Annotated in this window: 8 protein-coding genes; 4 read left to right on the forward strand and 4 right to left on the reverse strand. The window is 31.2% G+C overall.

Going from position 1 to position 17,454, the window contains the following annotated elements; genetic code table 11:
- Positions 1–25 precede the first annotated feature (25 nt).
- Positions 26–3,889, reverse strand: coding sequence for a type IX secretion system sortase PorU (gene porU / locus BUB70_RS06905; RefSeq protein ID WP_084730205.1), 3,864 nt, complete (start codon positions 3,887–3,889; stop codon positions 26–28).
- 139 nt (positions 3,890–4,028) lie between these two features.
- Here porU and gldJ point away from each other — a divergent pair, with 139 nt between their 5' ends.
- Positions 4,029–5,744, forward strand: coding sequence for a gliding motility lipoprotein GldJ (gene gldJ / locus BUB70_RS06910; RefSeq protein WP_073119861.1), 1,716 nt, complete (start codon positions 4,029–4,031; stop codon positions 5,742–5,744).
- A gap of 36 nt (positions 5,745–5,780) precedes the next feature.
- Here gldJ and dnaE read toward each other — a convergent pair whose 3' ends face one another.
- Positions 5,781–10,274, reverse strand: a complete 4,494-nt coding sequence (gene dnaE / locus BUB70_RS06915; protein ID WP_073119720.1) for a DNA polymerase III subunit alpha — start codon at positions 10,272–10,274, stop codon at positions 5,781–5,783.
- Positions 10,275–10,404: 130 nt separating this feature from the next.
- Here dnaE and BUB70_RS06920 point away from each other — a divergent pair, with 130 nt between their 5' ends.
- A complete protein-coding gene (locus BUB70_RS06920) occupies positions 10,405–11,949 on the forward strand; it encodes a glycerol-3-phosphate dehydrogenase/oxidase (protein ID WP_073119722.1) in 1,545 nt (514 codons plus the stop codon).
- Between the two features lie 20 nt (positions 11,950–11,969).
- Positions 11,970–13,139, forward strand: a complete 1,170-nt coding sequence (locus BUB70_RS06925) for a DUF418 domain-containing protein (protein WP_073119723.1) — start codon at positions 11,970–11,972, stop codon at positions 13,137–13,139.
- A gap of 75 nt (positions 13,140–13,214) precedes the next feature.
- Here the strand turns inward: BUB70_RS06925 and BUB70_RS06930 are convergent, their stop codons facing one another.
- Positions 13,215–15,038 carry a TonB-dependent receptor plug domain-containing protein gene (locus BUB70_RS06930; RefSeq protein WP_073119724.1) on the reverse strand — a complete coding sequence of 608 codons (1,824 nt, stop codon included), beginning with the start codon at positions 15,036–15,038 and terminating at the stop codon, positions 13,215–13,217.
- 67 nt (positions 15,039–15,105) lie between these two features.
- Between BUB70_RS06930 and BUB70_RS06935 the strand changes: the two genes are divergently transcribed.
- Positions 15,106–16,605 (forward strand): aminotransferase-like domain-containing protein, encoded by a 1,500-nt coding sequence (locus BUB70_RS06935; protein WP_073119725.1) that lies wholly within the window; start codon positions 15,106–15,108, stop codon positions 16,603–16,605.
- A 90-nt stretch (positions 16,606–16,695) separates the two neighbouring features.
- On the opposite strand, the gene BUB70_RS06940 is transcribed toward BUB70_RS06935, so the two are convergent.
- Positions 16,696–17,274, reverse strand: coding sequence for a MarC family protein (locus tag BUB70_RS06940; RefSeq protein ID WP_073119727.1), 579 nt, complete (start codon positions 17,272–17,274; stop codon positions 16,696–16,698).
- Positions 17,275–17,454: the final 180 nt, after the last annotated feature.

Below are 17,454 nucleotides of genomic sequence, written 5' to 3' on the forward strand. Positions count from 1 at the left end.
AAATTCATATAGTTTTTCTAGTTTTTTACAATATTACTAATTTTTCAATCTTTTCATCAGATTGACCCGATATTATTTCTTTTACTTTTAATTTATAAACATAAACTCCTTTTCCCAACTTGTTTCCAAAATCATCTTTTCCATCCCAAGTAACCACTCTCGATATTTCATCAAGATTACTATCAGGCGTATGAATGGTTTTTACTAATTTTCCTGACAAAGTATAAATTTGAACTGTAATCTCAACAGGTTCACCTTGTCTATTATTTTTAAACCAAAACTCAGTATGATTGATAAATGGATTAGGATAATTTAAAACTCTACTCAACTGAAACCCCTTGTCTTCTTGAGCATAGAAGCTTAACGTTTGGGTTGATGAATTATTGTATGTATCCCAAGCTTTAAATGTAATATTATGATTTCCGGGAGTTAATTCTGGTAATTTATAGGTTACAATTCCTTTGGTAAAATCATCTTTTTCTGTAGTATAAAACTCATTTAAAGAAATAGGATTTGCCAAATCGCCATCAACAACAACTGTGATATTATGACCAATTGAATTTAAAGAAGTATTAATTCCGCTAGCATCTTGAATTTTAGCCAATAGTTTAGGGGTGATACTTGTATTTCCTCCATCTATAAAAGTTTCATCATCCATGTATAGTTGAATCACTGGAGGAATGTCATCTTCTGGTGCTTCAGGATCAAGCCCTCCTACTTTAAAAGTAAAATCACTTCCTATTCTTTCTTCTGAATCTGAAGCTGCATAAAAACTAAACTTTGCTTTTTCAGGTGACACACTAACATCTTTAGATAGAACAAAATCAAAAGAAAACTTACCGTTTTTTACCGATGCTTCTCCTACAAAAACTTTACTTTCCAAAGATTTAAAGTTTACAACATTTCCAGCCCCCTCATTTAACAACGTTTTTCTGTCTATTTCTTTATCAAATAAAATTACAGATAACGTTCCAGTAAAATCTGATAAAATATTTCCAGAATCTTTTATACTACCAGTAACCTTAATTTTAGATAAAGCATTTAAATCTGTTACTGTTTGCAAAGAGATCTCTTCTGAAACTGAATCTGTTACATATTTTTCTATTTTACTAATTTCAATCCCTTCTTTAGGTAATGAAAGTTTCATAGCTGGATCTCCAAAAAAGTACACAAAAAACTCATTACTAAACCCTACGTTATTTTTAACATCTCTTAAAGCTTCTGCAGCTGTTCTTGTTTTTCCATCAAAAGAATATAAATAATCTGCTAACCCCCTGTTGATACTATTACCAGAACCAATAGATATTTCTCTTGATGTAGTTATCATTGCAACAGCACCTCCATAGGCTCCTTCTATCAATTCCTCTCCTCCTGATAAAACTGTAGGGTCATCAAACCTTGAAAAGTCACAAGTTACTGTGATAAATAAAGGCAAATTATTTAAGTTTCTAAAACTTTTAATTGTGGCAATATCCAAATAGGTTTCTTGCCCTAAATTAAAAACATTTCCATGTCCAAAATAGTTAATAACCAAAGAACCAGTATTAAAAGCTTCATGAAATTTCTTAGTAATTTCTGGATACCTTCCTCCTCCTGAAGTAATTTCTTCTTTAAAAGCATCGGTATATAGCTTTGATAAATTTAAATCTGGATTATTGTCTTCTATTTTTAAAGCAGAATCTTCTAAATATCTAATTAAAGATTGATCAGATCCCTCTTGTCCATCATCTCCTAAAAGAGTAATTTTTGTTTTCCAATTCCCTCTAGATTTAGTAGAATAGTAATTTAATAATTTTGAAACATATTGATTTGCTTTTGTAATTGAACCTACCGGAATTCTTCCCGTAACAATATCCAATTTACCTGTTACCTGTAACTCACCATTATCTTGAACATCATCACTTGCATCTAAAAATCCATAATAATCATCTGACCCATAGGAATTTGACAAACTATTACTAATTGTAGACAAATAAGTAGGAACTATTTGAGTTTCTTTATGTTCAATTCCTTTATAATCATAAGAAGCATCACCAAACAAACATAAATATTTAAGTTTCATCTCCTCAGAACTACTATTGTCATATAAATACTTTGCAAAATCTCTAATAGCAGTAATGTCTGGAGCTCCAGATCCAAATTCATTATAAATCTGATCTACATCTACCACTTCAACTTTTATTTTTTCTGAATTGGTCTCAGATATTGGCGTATTGTTTCTATGGTAATCTCTTATTCTATTTGCCTCCTTAATAAATTCCTTTTTGGTCACTATCACATAATGAATATCTTGTAGAGCATGCAAATTTTGATTCTCAACATTAGGACTATTACTCAGTTTTATTGGAGTAAAGGCATCTGATATTTTTACTATTTGATATTTATCTATGGCTCCATCAGTAAGTTCTTTAAACTTAAAATTAGTGGTGTTTACATCTGTATCAATTATTCTTTGAACATTAGCAAGATCTGACACATTCCAAACAAAATCAATTTCGGTATCATTGGTTAAATTGTATTCTAACACTTCTCCAGTAGTTTTAGAATCAAAATTTACAAATCCAAATTGTTTTCCTGTAGCTGTTAAAGTTCTATCAGCAATAACTTCTAAATAATCTAAATAAGCCAGTGCTGATAAATCACCATTATTATTCCATTGTATATTTAAAGTGATATCATCAGCTATTGGTGTAAAAGTCCCTGACCTTTTGATATCTCTAAAAGCTAAACTCCCCGAAGCTGAAACAACTGAATTAAATACATTTATATTATTATATGATAACGAGTAAATAGATGAAGTACTGGATGATTTAGCACTAAAATTACCATTTACAATTACTGCTTCTGTATCAACTATATTTGGAAAATTAAATGTAAAATCTTGTTGATTATCTATTGTGAAATTTTCCCCAAACCACTTTCTACCAACACGTATATAATTAAACAATTCTTTTTCATGTAAAAGATAGTCTGTGAAAGTTGTAACATCAATGGTTTTAGAATTGTTTATAGTTGTGGCATTAATAATTCTTTTCCCATTGATTTCAGAATCTACATTAATAAAATAATAACCATATTCACTGTATATATTTTGTTTGTGTGTTATAGAAGTTCTGTTTTCTAAATTCCATGAAATAGGCCCTTGTGCATAAAAGAGTACATAATCATTATCATTAAAAACTCCATCATTCTCACCAGCTACATAAATTGCATTTTCTGTTAAATCTTGTTTTCTTGGTTCACTAAGTAATTCTGGTAACATAGCTCCTCCATTTCCAAAAACTCTAATTTTTTTTGGATCTAATGATGATGTTTCTATTCCTATAGACTCTAAAAAACTAGCATCCATTTTAAAAACACCTGTTTTATCAACAGCGATTTTATACCAAGTTCCTGTATTCAATACAGAGTTTATTACACCACTTGCTTGTGCAACCTTAAAATTGGATGTTTGTTTACTTATCGTACTTAAACCATAAGATACCTGAAAAGATTTTACCTGAAGTATCTCTCCATTAGTATTTTTATATATTGCATTAGCTTGAATACTATAATATTCATTCTCTCTCTCTTTCACTATTCGTAAGGATGGATTAAAACCATTTGGTAATAAATCTACATCTAGCCCCCCTAAAACATTAGTATTAATTCTATTGGTTATAATATTTGTAAAATTAACATTACTAAGATTTCCTGATTTTTCTTTTTTCCATTGTTTTATGTAAAGTGGAATAAAATTATTCTGAAGAAAAACATCATTTCCAGTCCATACATTGCTGTTAATCGTAGGTTCATATTGTTGACTCCATTCAACAGAAAATTTTAAATTCTCTTGAGCAGACACCAAAAAAGTCCCTAGAAAAAAAAAGATTAAATACTGTAGCTTCATTTTTAGCAAATTATTGTACGAATATAACAATTTACACGTTGTTACCTATATCATATTTTGTTGTTCATAATTAAATTGTGTAATTAAGTATTATATGATATCTTGCGAGGGATTTAACATGATAGAGACCGATTTTTATATGAAAAAAATAATAAAAACATCATTGATTTACAGTGGTGTAATTCTTATTATGACGAGTTGTTTTAACCAACAACGTGATTTTGGTTCAGATAGATATTCTGAAAATATTGGGTATGATTTTAGTAAGCCAGAATATGGTGGTCTAACTAAATTAACAGAAGTAGTTGAACAACAAGTTCCCAATGGAATGGTGAGTATTGAAGGTGGTATGTTTGTAATGGGGCAAGTACAACAAAACGTAATGGGAGGAATAAACAATAAACCTAAAAACGTTCATGTTCAAAGCTTTTATATTGATGACTCCGAAGTATCTAATAAAGAATATTTGATTTATCTAGACTGGTTAGCAAAAGTTTTCCCTAAAAACAACCCTAAATACAAGCACATATATACTGCTGCTTTACCTGATACTACAGTATGGAGAAATCCTTTGGGAAATGATGGTAATTTACCTAAAACATATTTAAGACATAGAGCTTACGAAGACTATCCTGTTGTTGGTGTTAGTTGGTTACAAGCGAATGATTATTGTAAATGGAGAACGGATAGAATTGCTGAGAAAAGATTAGTTGATGAAGGTATTTTAAAACCATTATATAACAACGGTAATGTTACTGTAGAAGGACGAAATCATTTTGATATTGAAGTTTTTGAAGCAAATCCTAATCTTTTATTCGGTGGTGATAAATCTATATATACAGATTATATAGCTAATGAATCTAACGATGAGGAATATAGTGCTAATGATTCAATAACCATTAATACAAATTCTAATAGTCCTAAAAATAACAATCTAAATATCAAGAGACAGTCTCCTAATCCTGATATTAGACTACCTACTGAAATAGAGTGGGAATATGCTGCAAAAGCAGATATGGAAAATCGTTTTGAGAACACTATTAGAGGTAGAAAAAAATATGCATGGAGAGGTGAATCAACTAGAGATGAGCAAAGTAAATATTACACTCAACATGCAAACTTTAAACAAAGTAATGGAGACTATAGTGGTATTGCTGGTTGGAGTTCAGATACTGGTGATATTACTACACCTGTAAGAAGTTTTCCTCCAAATGCATATGGATTATATGACATGGCCGGAAACGTTGCCGAATGGGTTTTTGATGTATATAGACCAACAATAGAGTCTAATTTAAACGATTTTAATTATTCAAGAGGTAATATTTATCGTAAACCTAGATTAGATGAAAATGGAAATGTAGTAGTTGCATCATTTAATGATATTGTATATGATACCCTTCCTAACGGAAAAGTAGTTCCTTCGGTACTACCAGGACAAATTCTTAAAGAAGAGGTAACAGATAACGATATGTATTTAAATCCTAATTATCAAAAGTCAGACAATAGAAACTTTGCTGATGGTGATAGATCTTCAAGTAGAGATTATGCTCAAAACGATGAGAATAGAAAAAGAATGTACAACGCTCCAATATTACTTCCTCCAACTATTAATGAGGAAACCGGTGAAATTGAGTACAAATATGATGATAAAACAAGAACTACTTTAATTACCAATTACTCTAGAGTTTATAAAGGTGGTTCATGGAAAGATAGAGAATATTGGTTAGACCCTAGCCAGCGTAGATATTTAGAAGAATATATGTCTACAAACTATATTGGATTTAGATGTGCAGTTTCTAAGGTTGGCGATAGTCATGAAAAAGAAAAAAGATCTATTTTTAGTGCATATTATTAATAAAAAAGCGTTTGTAAGTTGCAAACGCTTTTTTGTTTAATTCAATTTATATTCAAAACCTTCTTTATCTAAATAATCAAAGAGTTCTGTATTCATATTTAATTTGTATGTTCTTGATGGCATTTCAAGATCAATTTTATCTTTATCAGAAATCAAATTGAAACCAACGGTTTGTTTAGCTCCTTCTCCTGTAAAGCCAGATAAAAGCATTTCAAGTTGCTCTATTCTTTCTTTTCTAATTTCGTGAAGTCTAAGTTTAAATGTAATTTTTTTACATTTCTTATCCATCACATCTGATAATAATGAAAAATCAGAAAACTTAACTCTTGGCTCTCCTACACTTCCATCTTTTTGCATCCATCCTCTTTGTATAGTTCCACTTAAATACAAAAATGAGTTTGGTACCAATAAATGCTGAAAGCGCATGTAATCCTCTCCAAACAATCTAAACTCGTGTGAATCGGTATAGTCTTCTATAATAAAAGCCCCCCAACCATTACCGTTTTTGGCTATTCTGTGTTCTGCACTGGTTAAAATTCCTGCAAAAGAAAAGTTTTTACCTACATGATTTTTTAAATCTTCTTTAAACATGCTAACACCGCAATTGGTGAATTTCATTTCATTTCTATAATCATCTAAAGGATGTGCTGAAATATAGATACCAACTACTTCTTTTTCTTTAGATAACAATTCCATAGTTCCCCATGTTTCACAAGGTGGAACTAAAGGTTCTGGTAATTGTACATCAGAAGCTTCTCCGAACAACGAAACTTGTGAAGAATTCATACTTTCTTGATAAGCATGACCAAATTTCATGGCTTTTTCTAAAAAGGTCATTCCTTTATCATCCGTAGCAAAAAACTGAGCTCTATGTACATTTCCAAAAGAATCAAACCCTCCTGCTAAAGCCAATCCTTCGAAAGCTTTTTTGTTACAGGTTCTTAAATCTACTCTTTTCGCTACATCAAAAATAGAAACAAAAGGTCCATTTTCTTTTCGCTCATTAATAATTCCATCTACTGCTATTCCACCAACTCCTTTGATTGCTGCCATTCCAAAACGAACAGCTCCTTCATCGTTTACAGAAAATTTTGCATAGGATTCATTGACATCAGGTCCTAAAACAGTTAAGCCCATACGCTTACACTCTTCCATAAAAAAGGTTACCTGTTTTATATCATTCATGTTGTTAGACAACACTGCAGCCATATATTCTGCTGGGTAGTGAGCTTTTAAATATGCAGTTTGATAAGCAATCCAAGCATAACAAGTTGAGTGAGATTTGTTAAATGCGTAAGAAGCAAATGCTTCCCAGTCTTTCCATACCTTTTCTAGTTTAACAGGATCATAACCTTTAGCAGCTGCTTGTTCAATAAATAAAGGTTTCATTTTTGCCAGAACGGCAATCTGCTTTTTCCCCATTGCTTTACGCAAAGTATCGGCTTGACCTTTGGTAAAACCTGCTAAACTTTGAGACAATAACATTACCTGCTCTTGATAGACAGTAATCCCATAAGTTTCTGCCAAATACTCATCCATGTCTGGTAAATCGTAAACAATTTCTTCTCGTCCATGTTTACGATCAATAAAGTTTGGGATATATTCCAAAGGACCTGGTCTATACAAAGCGTTCATTGCAATTAAATCCGCAAAAACTGTCGGTTTTAATTCACGCATGTACTTTTGCATTCCTGGAGATTCATATTGAAAAATACCAACGGTTTCTCCTCTTTGGAATAACTTATAGGTTTCTTCATCATCAATAGGAAAGGATTCTGGATCTAACTCTATTCCATGTCTGGCTTTTACAATTTTACAAGTATGTTTAATTAAAGTAAGGGTCTTCAGACCCAAGAAGTCCATTTTTAACAATCCGGCACTTTCTACCACTGAGTTATCAAACTGAGTAACATACATATCCGAATCTTTGGCTAAAGAAACTGGCACAAACTTGGTAATGTCGTCTGGAGTAATAATAACCCCGCAAGCATGAATTCCTGTATTACGAACCGAACCTTCTAAAACTCTTGCTTTGTTCACCGTTTCGGCTTCTAAACCAACTCCTTCGGAAATTCGTTTTAGCTCATTAACCATCTCCATTTCTTCAGAACGTAATTTTGATGATAATTCTTTATCATCCATTCCAAAGATTTTCTTCAACTTCATACCAGGAATTAACTTGGCAATTCTATCAGCTTCAAATAACGGTAAATCTAAAACCCTAGCAGTATCTCTAATAGAAGATTTTGCTGCCATGGTTCCATAGGTAATAATTTGTGCTACCTGATTGGCTCCATATTTTTTAATTACGTAATCAATTACACTACCACGACCTTCATCATCAAAGTCAATATCAATATCGGGCATGGATACACGTTCTGGATTCAAGAATCTCTCAAAAAGCAAATCGTATTTAATAGGATCTATGTTGGTAATCCACAAACAATAAGCTGCTACGGAACCCGCTGCAGAACCACGACCAGGTCCAACAGAAACACCCATATCTCTTGCGGCACGAATAAAATCTTCTACAATTAAAAAATATCCTGGATATCCTGTTTTAGCAATTACATCTAATTCTAAATCTAATCGCTCTTTAATTTCAGGAGTAATTTCTCCATATCTTTTTTTAGCTCCCTCATAAACCAAGTGACCTAAAAAGTTATTCTCTCCTCTTTTCCCTCCATCTTCTAAATCTTTAGGATCTTTAAATTCCTCTGGAATGTCAAAGGCAGGAAGTAATACATCACTAGCCAAGGTAAAAGGAGTAATTTTATCTACCAATTCCTGAATATTGCTAATTGCTTCTGGAATATCTACAAAAAGCTCCTTCATTTCTTCTGGAGTCTTAAAGTAATATTGATCGTTTGGTAAACCGTATCGATACCCTCTACCTCTACCAATAGGTGTGGCTTGTTTTTCTCCATCTTTTACACATAACAAAATATCATGTGCATTGGCATCTTCTTGATCTATATAAAATGTATTATTGGTTGCAACTACTTTTACATCGTGTTTTTTGGCAAACTCTAACAATACTTTGTTGACAACATTTTCATCTTCTTGACCATGTCGCATGATTTCAATATACAAATCATCACCAAATTGTTCTTTCCACCATAACAAGGCTTCTTCTGCTTGTTTTTCACCAATATTTAATATTTTACTTGGAACTTCTCCGTATAAATTTCCTGTTAAAACAATTACGTCTTCTTTGTATTGTTCTATAACTTTTCTATCAATTCTTGGCACATAATAAAATCCATCAACAAAAGCTGTAGATGACATTTTTGCTAAATTTTGATATCCTTTACGGTTTTTAGCAAGCATTACTACTTGATATCCGTTATCTTTTTTCGATTTGTCTAAATGATCTTCACAAACAAAAAATTCACAACCAACAATAGGAACCAATTCTTTTTCATCAAAATCTTCTCCTTTTTCCTCTGCTTCTTCTCTTCTTGCTCTTACCCCACTATTATGACCTGATACTGCATTGGTAAAATGAAAAGCTGCCATCATGTTACCAGTATCTGTCATAGCAACAGCAGACATTTTATGCTTTCCTGCATTACTAACCAAGGCTCCAATTTCAATAGTTGACTGTAGAATTGAATACTGCGTATGATTGTGCAAATGTGCAAAAGAAACCTCTTCTAATTTAGCTAAACTTTCTTTTACATTAACGCCTTTTCCTTTCGCTCCCGCCTGTTCAGATTGACGTTTACGGATTTTTTCACTTTCCTTTTTTAGGTTTAAGTGCTTTAAACCAATTACCTCAAAAGGCTTAGGATTTACCGTTTTAAATTCTGTAAAATACTCTTGAGGAACATCTAATTGTTCTTTGGTAAAAGCTTCTTTTCTTATCAATTCAAAGAAACAACGTGTGGTTGCCTCTACATCAGCTGTAGCATTATGAGCTTCTCCAAAACCGACTCCAAATAAATATTGATGTAACTCTGTTAACGTAGGTAATTTAAACTTTCCTCCTCTACCTCCTGGTAGCTGACACATACTAGCGGTTACCTCTGTACAAGTATCTAAAATACCTAAAGTGTTTTTATCATCTTCAGATAAATCATCAATAGCCAAAGGTCTATTTTTTGGAACTTTTGAAGTAAAATGATAAGTTTCTAAATCAAAGCTATCAAACTCAAAAGCCTTAAAATTAGGAGTAATTCCAGCTCTAATAAATTCTGCTCCCATAATGTTAACGTCAAACGTAACATTCTGACCTACTAAGAATTTTGTTTTTGATAAAACATTATTAAAGCGTTCTAAACTTTCTTGCAAAGAGATCCCTTGTTCTATAGCAAGCTCAGTAGAAATTCCATGGATTTTTTCAGAATCAAACGGAATGTTAAATCCATCTGGCTGAACCATAAAATTATCGTGTTCTAATACACGTCCCATATCATCATGCAGCTGCCAAGCTATTTGTATACATCTAGGCCAATTTTCAGTATCAGTCATTGGAGCCTTATAGCTCTTAGGTAAACCTGTAGTTTCTGTATCAAAAATTAAGTACATCTATTCTGTTTTGGGAAGGTTTAAAAATACAAAATATATCACGTAAAATATGGCTGATTTCTGCTCTTAACAAAATAGTTATCAACTTAAAATTATATTATATTTAAATAATCATCGTAACCAATTTATTATGAAACAAAAACTTGAAAACACGCATTGGGATATTTTAATTATTGGTGGTGGTGCTACTGGAATAGGAACCGCAATTGATGCAGCTTCTAGAGGGTATAAAACACTGTTAGTTGAAAAAGATGATTATGGAAAAGGAACTTCTAGCAAAAGTACCAAATTGGTTCATGGAGGTGTTCGCTACTTACAACAAGGTAATTTTTCTTTGGTTTTGGAAGCATTAAAAGAACGTGCCATTTTAAAACGAAATGCTCCACATATTGTTCACGATCTAAAATTTATAGTTCCCACTTATGATTGGTGGGAAAGTCCTTTTTATGGTATAGGATTAAAATTATATGATTGGTTGGCTGGAAAAGAAGGTTTTGGAGATTCTGTATTGATTTCCAAGGAAGAAACTATTGAATATATTCCAACAGTAACCCAAGAAGGTCTTCGTGGTGGTGTTATTTATCACGATGGTCAATTTGATGACACACGTTTACTTATTAACATGATGCAAACAGCCAAAGAACAAGGGGCAACAGTCTTAAATTATACTGAGTTTATAGCTTTTACTAAAAACACTCAAGATATTATTGATGGAGCAATGATAAAAGATGTATTTACTGCTGAAAAATATAACATCAAAGCAAAATCTGTCATCAATGCTACAGGTGTATTTTCTGATACCATAAGACAAAAAGATCAACATTCTACTCATAAAATTATGACTAGCAGTCAAGGAATTCATATTGTTTTAGACAAAGAGTTTCTTCCTGGAGAAACCGCTATTATGATTCCACATACTGATGATGGTCGTGTTTTGTTTGCTGTTCCGTGGCATGATAAAATTTTACTAGGAACTACAGACACTCCTGTAACTGAATATTGTTCTGAACCCTTACCACAGGAACAAGAAGTTGACTTTTTGCTAACTCATGCAGCAAAATATTTAACCAAAAACCCTACTAAAAAAGATGTGAAAAGTGTTTTTGTGGGCTTACGTCCTTTGGTAAAAAGTGGGAATGCGGAAGAAACTGCAGAAATTTCTAGAGAACATGTGATAGAGGTTAGTAAAAGTGGATTGATTAGTATTGCTGGTGGAAAGTGGACTACTTACAGAAAAATGGCAGAAGATGTGGTTGACAAAGCTACCATAGTAGCTGTCATTCCATTCGTAAAATCGGAAACAGAATTTTTAAATATTCACGGACATAGAAAACTAAAATCTGAAGAAAGTCCGTTAGCAATTTATGGGACTGATGAAAAACATATCAAAAAACTTTGCTCTTCTAATTCTGAATTAAAAGAAAAAATTCATCCTAATCATCCCTATATAAAAGCTCAAATTGTTTGGGCTGTTCAAAAAGAAGATGCTAAAACCATTGAAGATGTTTTGGCAAGAAGAATCCGTTTGTTATTTCTAGACGCAAAAGCTAGTATTGAAGCTGCAGAAATTGTAGGAAATATTTTACAAAATCTACTTAGTAAAGATGAAGTATGGAAAAAAAATCAAATCAATGATTATATAAAATTGGCAAAGAAATATCTATTAAAAGATTAACTTGTGTCGAAAAATTTTAAATGATAACAAAACAAAGAATTGAAGTTGTAGATAGTTTAAGAGGGTTTGCTATTATGGGGATTTTATTACTTCATAGTATAGAGCATTTTAATTTTTATGTATTCCCAGACGAAAAAACTCAACCCGAATGGTTAAATCAATTAGATTCCTATGTTTGGGATACCCTTTTCTTCTTATTTGGAGGTAAGGGCTATGCCATTTTTGCCCTCTTATTTGGTTTCACCTTTAGTCTTATGTACTCTAAACAAGCTTTAAAAAACATTGATTTTGGGTATCGTTTTTTATATAGAATGTTTCTTTTATTTTGTTTTGCTTTATTTAATGGTTTGTTTTTTCCTGGTGAAGTTTTACTTCTTTATTCTTTAGTTAGTATTGTTCTATTTATTGTTAGAAAATTATCAAGTTCATATTTATTAATAGTTGCCATACTATTATTAATACAACCTGTTGAGTTAGGACGATTCTTTTATTATTTATATGACAATTCCTACGTAGTCCCCGTCAATCAATCATCGAATTTATGGCAGTTGCTTAAACAAGGGCAACTCAGTAATTCTATCTTAGACCTTTTCACTTCAAATACGCTATACGGTCATAAAGTTGGTCTTCTTTGGGCTTACGATGTAGGAAGACTTGTACAATCTGCCGGACTATTTGTTTTAGGATTTTGGCTACAAAAAAGAAGTTTGTTTGAATATAGTGCTGCCTCCGTTGACTTTTGGAAAAAAACTTTAATATTTTCTATTTTATTATTTATTCCATTATACTTAATAGAAACCAATTTCTTAGTATTTACTAATTTAACGATTTATAAAAAAACTATTTTTAAGGCTATTGATATGTATGGAAATTTATCCTTTTCTTTTATACTAGTAGCAAGTTTCATTTTATTATATCGTTATACACCTATTCAAAAAATATTACAAAAACTAAGCTACTGCGGACGTATGAGCTTAACAGCTTATATATTTCAATCCATAATTGGTAGTTTTGTTTTTTATAATTACGGTTTAGGTTTAGGTCCTCACATGAGACATACACTTAGTTTTGTAGTTGGAGTTTTACTATTCATAATTCAATATTATTTTTGTAAAACTTGGATACAAAAATTTGGTCAAGGACCCTTAGAAAAAATTTGGCATAAATTAACATGGATAAAACTTAATTAAATAATATCATAAATTTTTATTACTTAAAGCAAGTTCGATGAAAGATTTTTCTTTCATCGAACTTATCTTATTAGACTATAAATTATATCGTAAACCAAATAACATATTACTTGGAGGCATGGGTACAAACCCAGTTTCAATATAATCTGCATCAAAAATATTACTTGCTGTAACCGTTAATTCTAATTGTTTAAGATTTACTGCTATAGAAGCATCCCATACATTATATGATGTTCCTACTGTTCTTTCAGCATGTTTATAAACAATATTCTGACTGACATTTTTAAACAATTGCGTACTTAAACGTGTTGTAAAATGATGTTTTAGTGTGTTTAATGAATAACGAGATAATTCTTTATTTTGATTTAAAATATCATCCTCTAAAAAATTATAACCAACAGACAATGTTTGATTAAACGTATTTAATATAAAATGATAAGCTCCCTCTACTTCTACCCCTTTTGTGTTTACATCTGTAATATTGGTTGCTGTATAAACTGTTTCTGTGGTATTTGGACGAATATAATCTATTAAGTTTTGAGCATCTCTATTATAAACAGCTACAGAACCTGAAAATCTTGGAGAAAAATATTTAATTCCTATTTCTTGAGCAAAAGATTCTTCGACTTCCAGATCAGGATTACCAGCTGTATCGGGACTTGTATAAAATAAATCTGTATAGGTAGGTACTCTGTAAGTGTAACCTATATTTCCGTAAACTTTTAAGGATTCAGTGATTTTATAACCTATATCTAAACCAGGAAAAGCATAAAAATCAAAATCTGAAAAATAAGTAACAGCAACTCCTGGTGTAATGTCTAATTTATCATTAAAAACTTTAAACCTGTGTTCTAAAAATAGCGTAGTCATCAATCTATTACGACTTCCTAAATTGTTACTTTCAAGATTAACTTTAGATAAGTCTATACCAAATCCTGTAACACCTGCTTTTGAGGTATAACTTCCATTCAGTTCTGCTCCAATTTTATTTGAAATATGTATGTTTCTATACCCTTTAGGATTACTTCTTACGTACAAAAATTCTCCTTGATTTCGTCTCCAATACACTTTGGGTTTTAGTGTCAATTTTTCTGTATTAAATGTTGTAGAAAAACCAATTAAACTGTTTTGCGTTGCTACATACTGATCTACTGCACTTGCGCTTGCATAAAAACCATTAGCCCCCATTTTTCTATCTTGAAACGATGTAATCATTTCTATAGCCTGTTTCTTTTTATTAAAAACACTTTTTATAAAATAACTACTATTATCATAATCTGTATTGTGTCGATAACCTTCTGAAGTCACTTTTTCAACATGTACAAGATGAGATGATTTTTCTAAATCTGTACCAATAGTAACTCCTCCATTTAGTTGTCCAAAAGAACCAGCTTCAACTTTAACAGAAACTTTATCTTTTAAATCTTTTTTAGTAACAATATTAATAGCACCTGTAAAAGCATTTTGTCCAAACACTCGTGCTGCAGGCCCTTTAATTATTTCAATACGCTCAATAACTTCAATTGGTAAAGCTGCATTCATGGTATGGTGCCCAGTTTGTGCATCGTCCATTTTAATACCATCAATTAAAAGTAATGTTTGATCAAAACCACCACCTCTAATATATAAATCTGCCTGACTCCCAGCTGTTCCTCTACGTCTTATATCAACACCTGCTACCTGTTGTAATAAATCTGCAACGTTGGTAGCAGCACTATTTGTTATATCTTTAGAAGTAATAATATTTATTGTTCTAGAATTTTCTTTAAAAGGTAAATCTATTCTACTAGAAGTAATAATAACTTCTTTTAAAGTATCTCTTTTTATAGAGTTATCTTGTGCATTAATTTGTAGTGTAGACAATAATAATGTAATTATTGAAGTAATCTTAATTTTCATAAATAGTAATTTAAATACCGTGCAAAACTCGTAACTTTCCGGACGATTTATATAGTCCAGTTTCAAAATGATAAATAGTCCGGTTAATATCCTCTTTCAACAATTAATAGATTTTGATAAATCTTTAACTCAACCTGTCTACATACAAATAGCACAAAAGATAATAAACGCAATCCAACGTAGATATTTAGCAAAAGGAACTGTTTTACCAGGAACTCGTGCATTAAGCAAAATATTAAAAATCCATAGAAATACAGCTGTTGCTGTTTACGAAGAACTAGCCTCTCAAGGATGGGTAGAAATAATCCCCAATAAAGGAACATTTGTTTTAGTGCCAGACTCACAAACACCAAAAATAAAAGCATCATCCTTACAAGTTAATCAAGCTTATCAATATGCTAATAATACTGGTTTTCCTTTTCAAAAATCTTTTCATTTAGCTCCAAATACTCAATATTCAAAAGCTACATATATTATTGATGATGGAAGTACAGATTTACGGTTGCATCCAATTCATCAGTTCACAAGATGGTATAGTACAGCCATGAAACGAAAAACATTAGTACAAAAATGGAACAAAACAAATGAATTCTCTTATTCATTTTTTCAAACACAATTATGTAATTATTTAAACGCAACTAGAGGTTTTCATTTAACTCCCAAAAATATTATCAGTACAAGAAGTACAGAAATGAGTTTATATATCGTATCACAATTAATAATTAAACAAGATGATTTAGTACTCGTAGGAAACATGAGTAATTATGCAGCCAATATGATTTTTCATCAATCTGGTGCCAACATAAAAACAGTTCCGGTAGATAATAATGGTTTAGATATCAACTATATTAAAAAACACTTCATCAAACAAAATATTAGATGTGTATACATATGTGCACATAGAGACTATCCTACGGGCATAACACTTAGTACAGAACGCCGTTTAGAATTATTGCAACTAGCCCAAAAATATAAATTTGCCATTATTGAAGATGATTATGATTATGATTTTCAGTTTGATGGTTCAGCCATGCTCCCCATGGCAAGTGCTGATATTTATGGAGTTGTTATCTATTTAGGAAAGCTTGGACAATCATTATTCCCTAGTTTTCAAATTGGATTTGTAGTTGCACCAGAGAACTTAATTTCAGAGGCTAATAATTATTTGCAACTACTAGATAAACAAGGAGATTTAATACAAGAACAAATGTTAGCCGAGTTAATTCATGAAGGGGAAATTTATCGTCTTATGAAAAAAAATATAATAGTATATAAACAAAGAAGAGATTATCTATGTAAACTTTTATCTGAACATTTTGATGAAATAGCACAATGGAATGTTCCCAGTGGAGGATTAGCTGTTTGGTTATGTTTTCATCAAACAATATCCTTGGTAAAACTAGCAGAAGAGGCTGAAAAATTAGATTTATTACTTTCAAAAAACATTCTGTACCAGAATAAATATATTTGTGCTATACGATTAGGTTTTGGACATCTAAATCATGAAGAGATATTAAACGTAGTCCAAAAATTAAAAATTGCTTATGATATGATAAGTAAAATTTAAGTTCAAATAAACTCGTAATCGTAAGAAATATTAATGATTAAAAAATATACTAGTATCTTCAAAAAACATATAGATATAACAACTAATATTCTAAAATAACTGATTGATGTTACTCGTAAATAGTTTAACTGCAATCGCTAATAAAATAATTCCAAATACTTTTCTAAGTACATTTAATCCTACTCCACCTAGTATATCCTCTACTTTCTGAGATGTTTTTAAAACAAAAAACACAAAAACACTATTAATAAGTATTGCCACAATAATATTTTCAACAGCAAATTCTGCTCTCAAAGATATTAGGGTGGTCATAGTACCAGCCCCAGCTATTAATGGGAATGCTAAAGGAACAATAGAACTAGATTCTGTCATTTCATCTTTAAAAATAGTGATTCCTAATATCATTTCTATGGCTAAAAAAAAGAGAATAAATGATCCTGCAACAGCAAAGGAATTAACATCAACACCAATCAAACTCAAAATCTCATCTCCTAAAAACAAAAATAAAATCATGATTAAAGTTGAGACAATAGTAGCCTTTTCGGACTGTATATGTCCAACTTTTTTTCTCAAACTTATAATAATAGGAACACTTCCTATGATATCTATTACCGCGAAAAGAATCATTGTTGCCGTAATAATTTCTCTAAAACTAAACTGTACATTCATAATACAAATTTACAGTTTATATTAAACATTAATTGACGAATCAGAAGTAATTTACAAAGTCATTCTTCATTAAAATATAGTTCAAAAAAAAAACCTCATTCAAAAAGATGAATGAGGTTTCTAAAAAAAGGCGATGACATACTCTCCCAGCAATTGCTAGTACCATCTGCGCTAATAGGC

Source organism: Wenyingzhuangia marina (assembly GCF_900130035.1).
Lineage (GTDB): Bacteria > Bacteroidota > Bacteroidia > Flavobacteriales > Flavobacteriaceae > Wenyingzhuangia > Wenyingzhuangia marina.

Bases quoted from the DNA above. Each gene is read 5' to 3' on its own strand.
- porU (WP_084730205.1), bottom strand. From the start codon at position 3,889: ATGAAGCTACAGTATTTAATCTTTTTTTTTCTAGGGACTTTTTTGGTG.
- gldJ (WP_073119861.1), top strand. From the start codon at position 4,029: ATGAAAAAAATAATAAAAACATCATTGATTTACAGTGGTGTAATTCTT.
- dnaE (WP_073119720.1), bottom strand. From the start codon at position 10,274: ATGTACTTAATTTTTGATACAGAAACTACAGGTTTACCTAAGAGCTAT.
- BUB70_RS06920 (WP_073119722.1), top strand. From the start codon at position 10,405: ATGAAACAAAAACTTGAAAACACGCATTGGGATATTTTAATTATTGGT.
- BUB70_RS06925 (WP_073119723.1), top strand. From the start codon at position 11,970: ATGATAACAAAACAAAGAATTGAAGTTGTAGATAGTTTAAGAGGGTTT.
- BUB70_RS06930 (WP_073119724.1), bottom strand. From the start codon at position 15,038: ATGAAAATTAAGATTACTTCAATAATTACATTATTATTGTCTACACTA.
- BUB70_RS06935 (WP_073119725.1), top strand. From the start codon at position 15,106: ATGATAAATAGTCCGGTTAATATCCTCTTTCAACAATTAATAGATTTT.
- BUB70_RS06940 (WP_073119727.1), bottom strand. From the start codon at position 17,274: ATGAATGTACAGTTTAGTTTTAGAGAAATTATTACGGCAACAATGATT.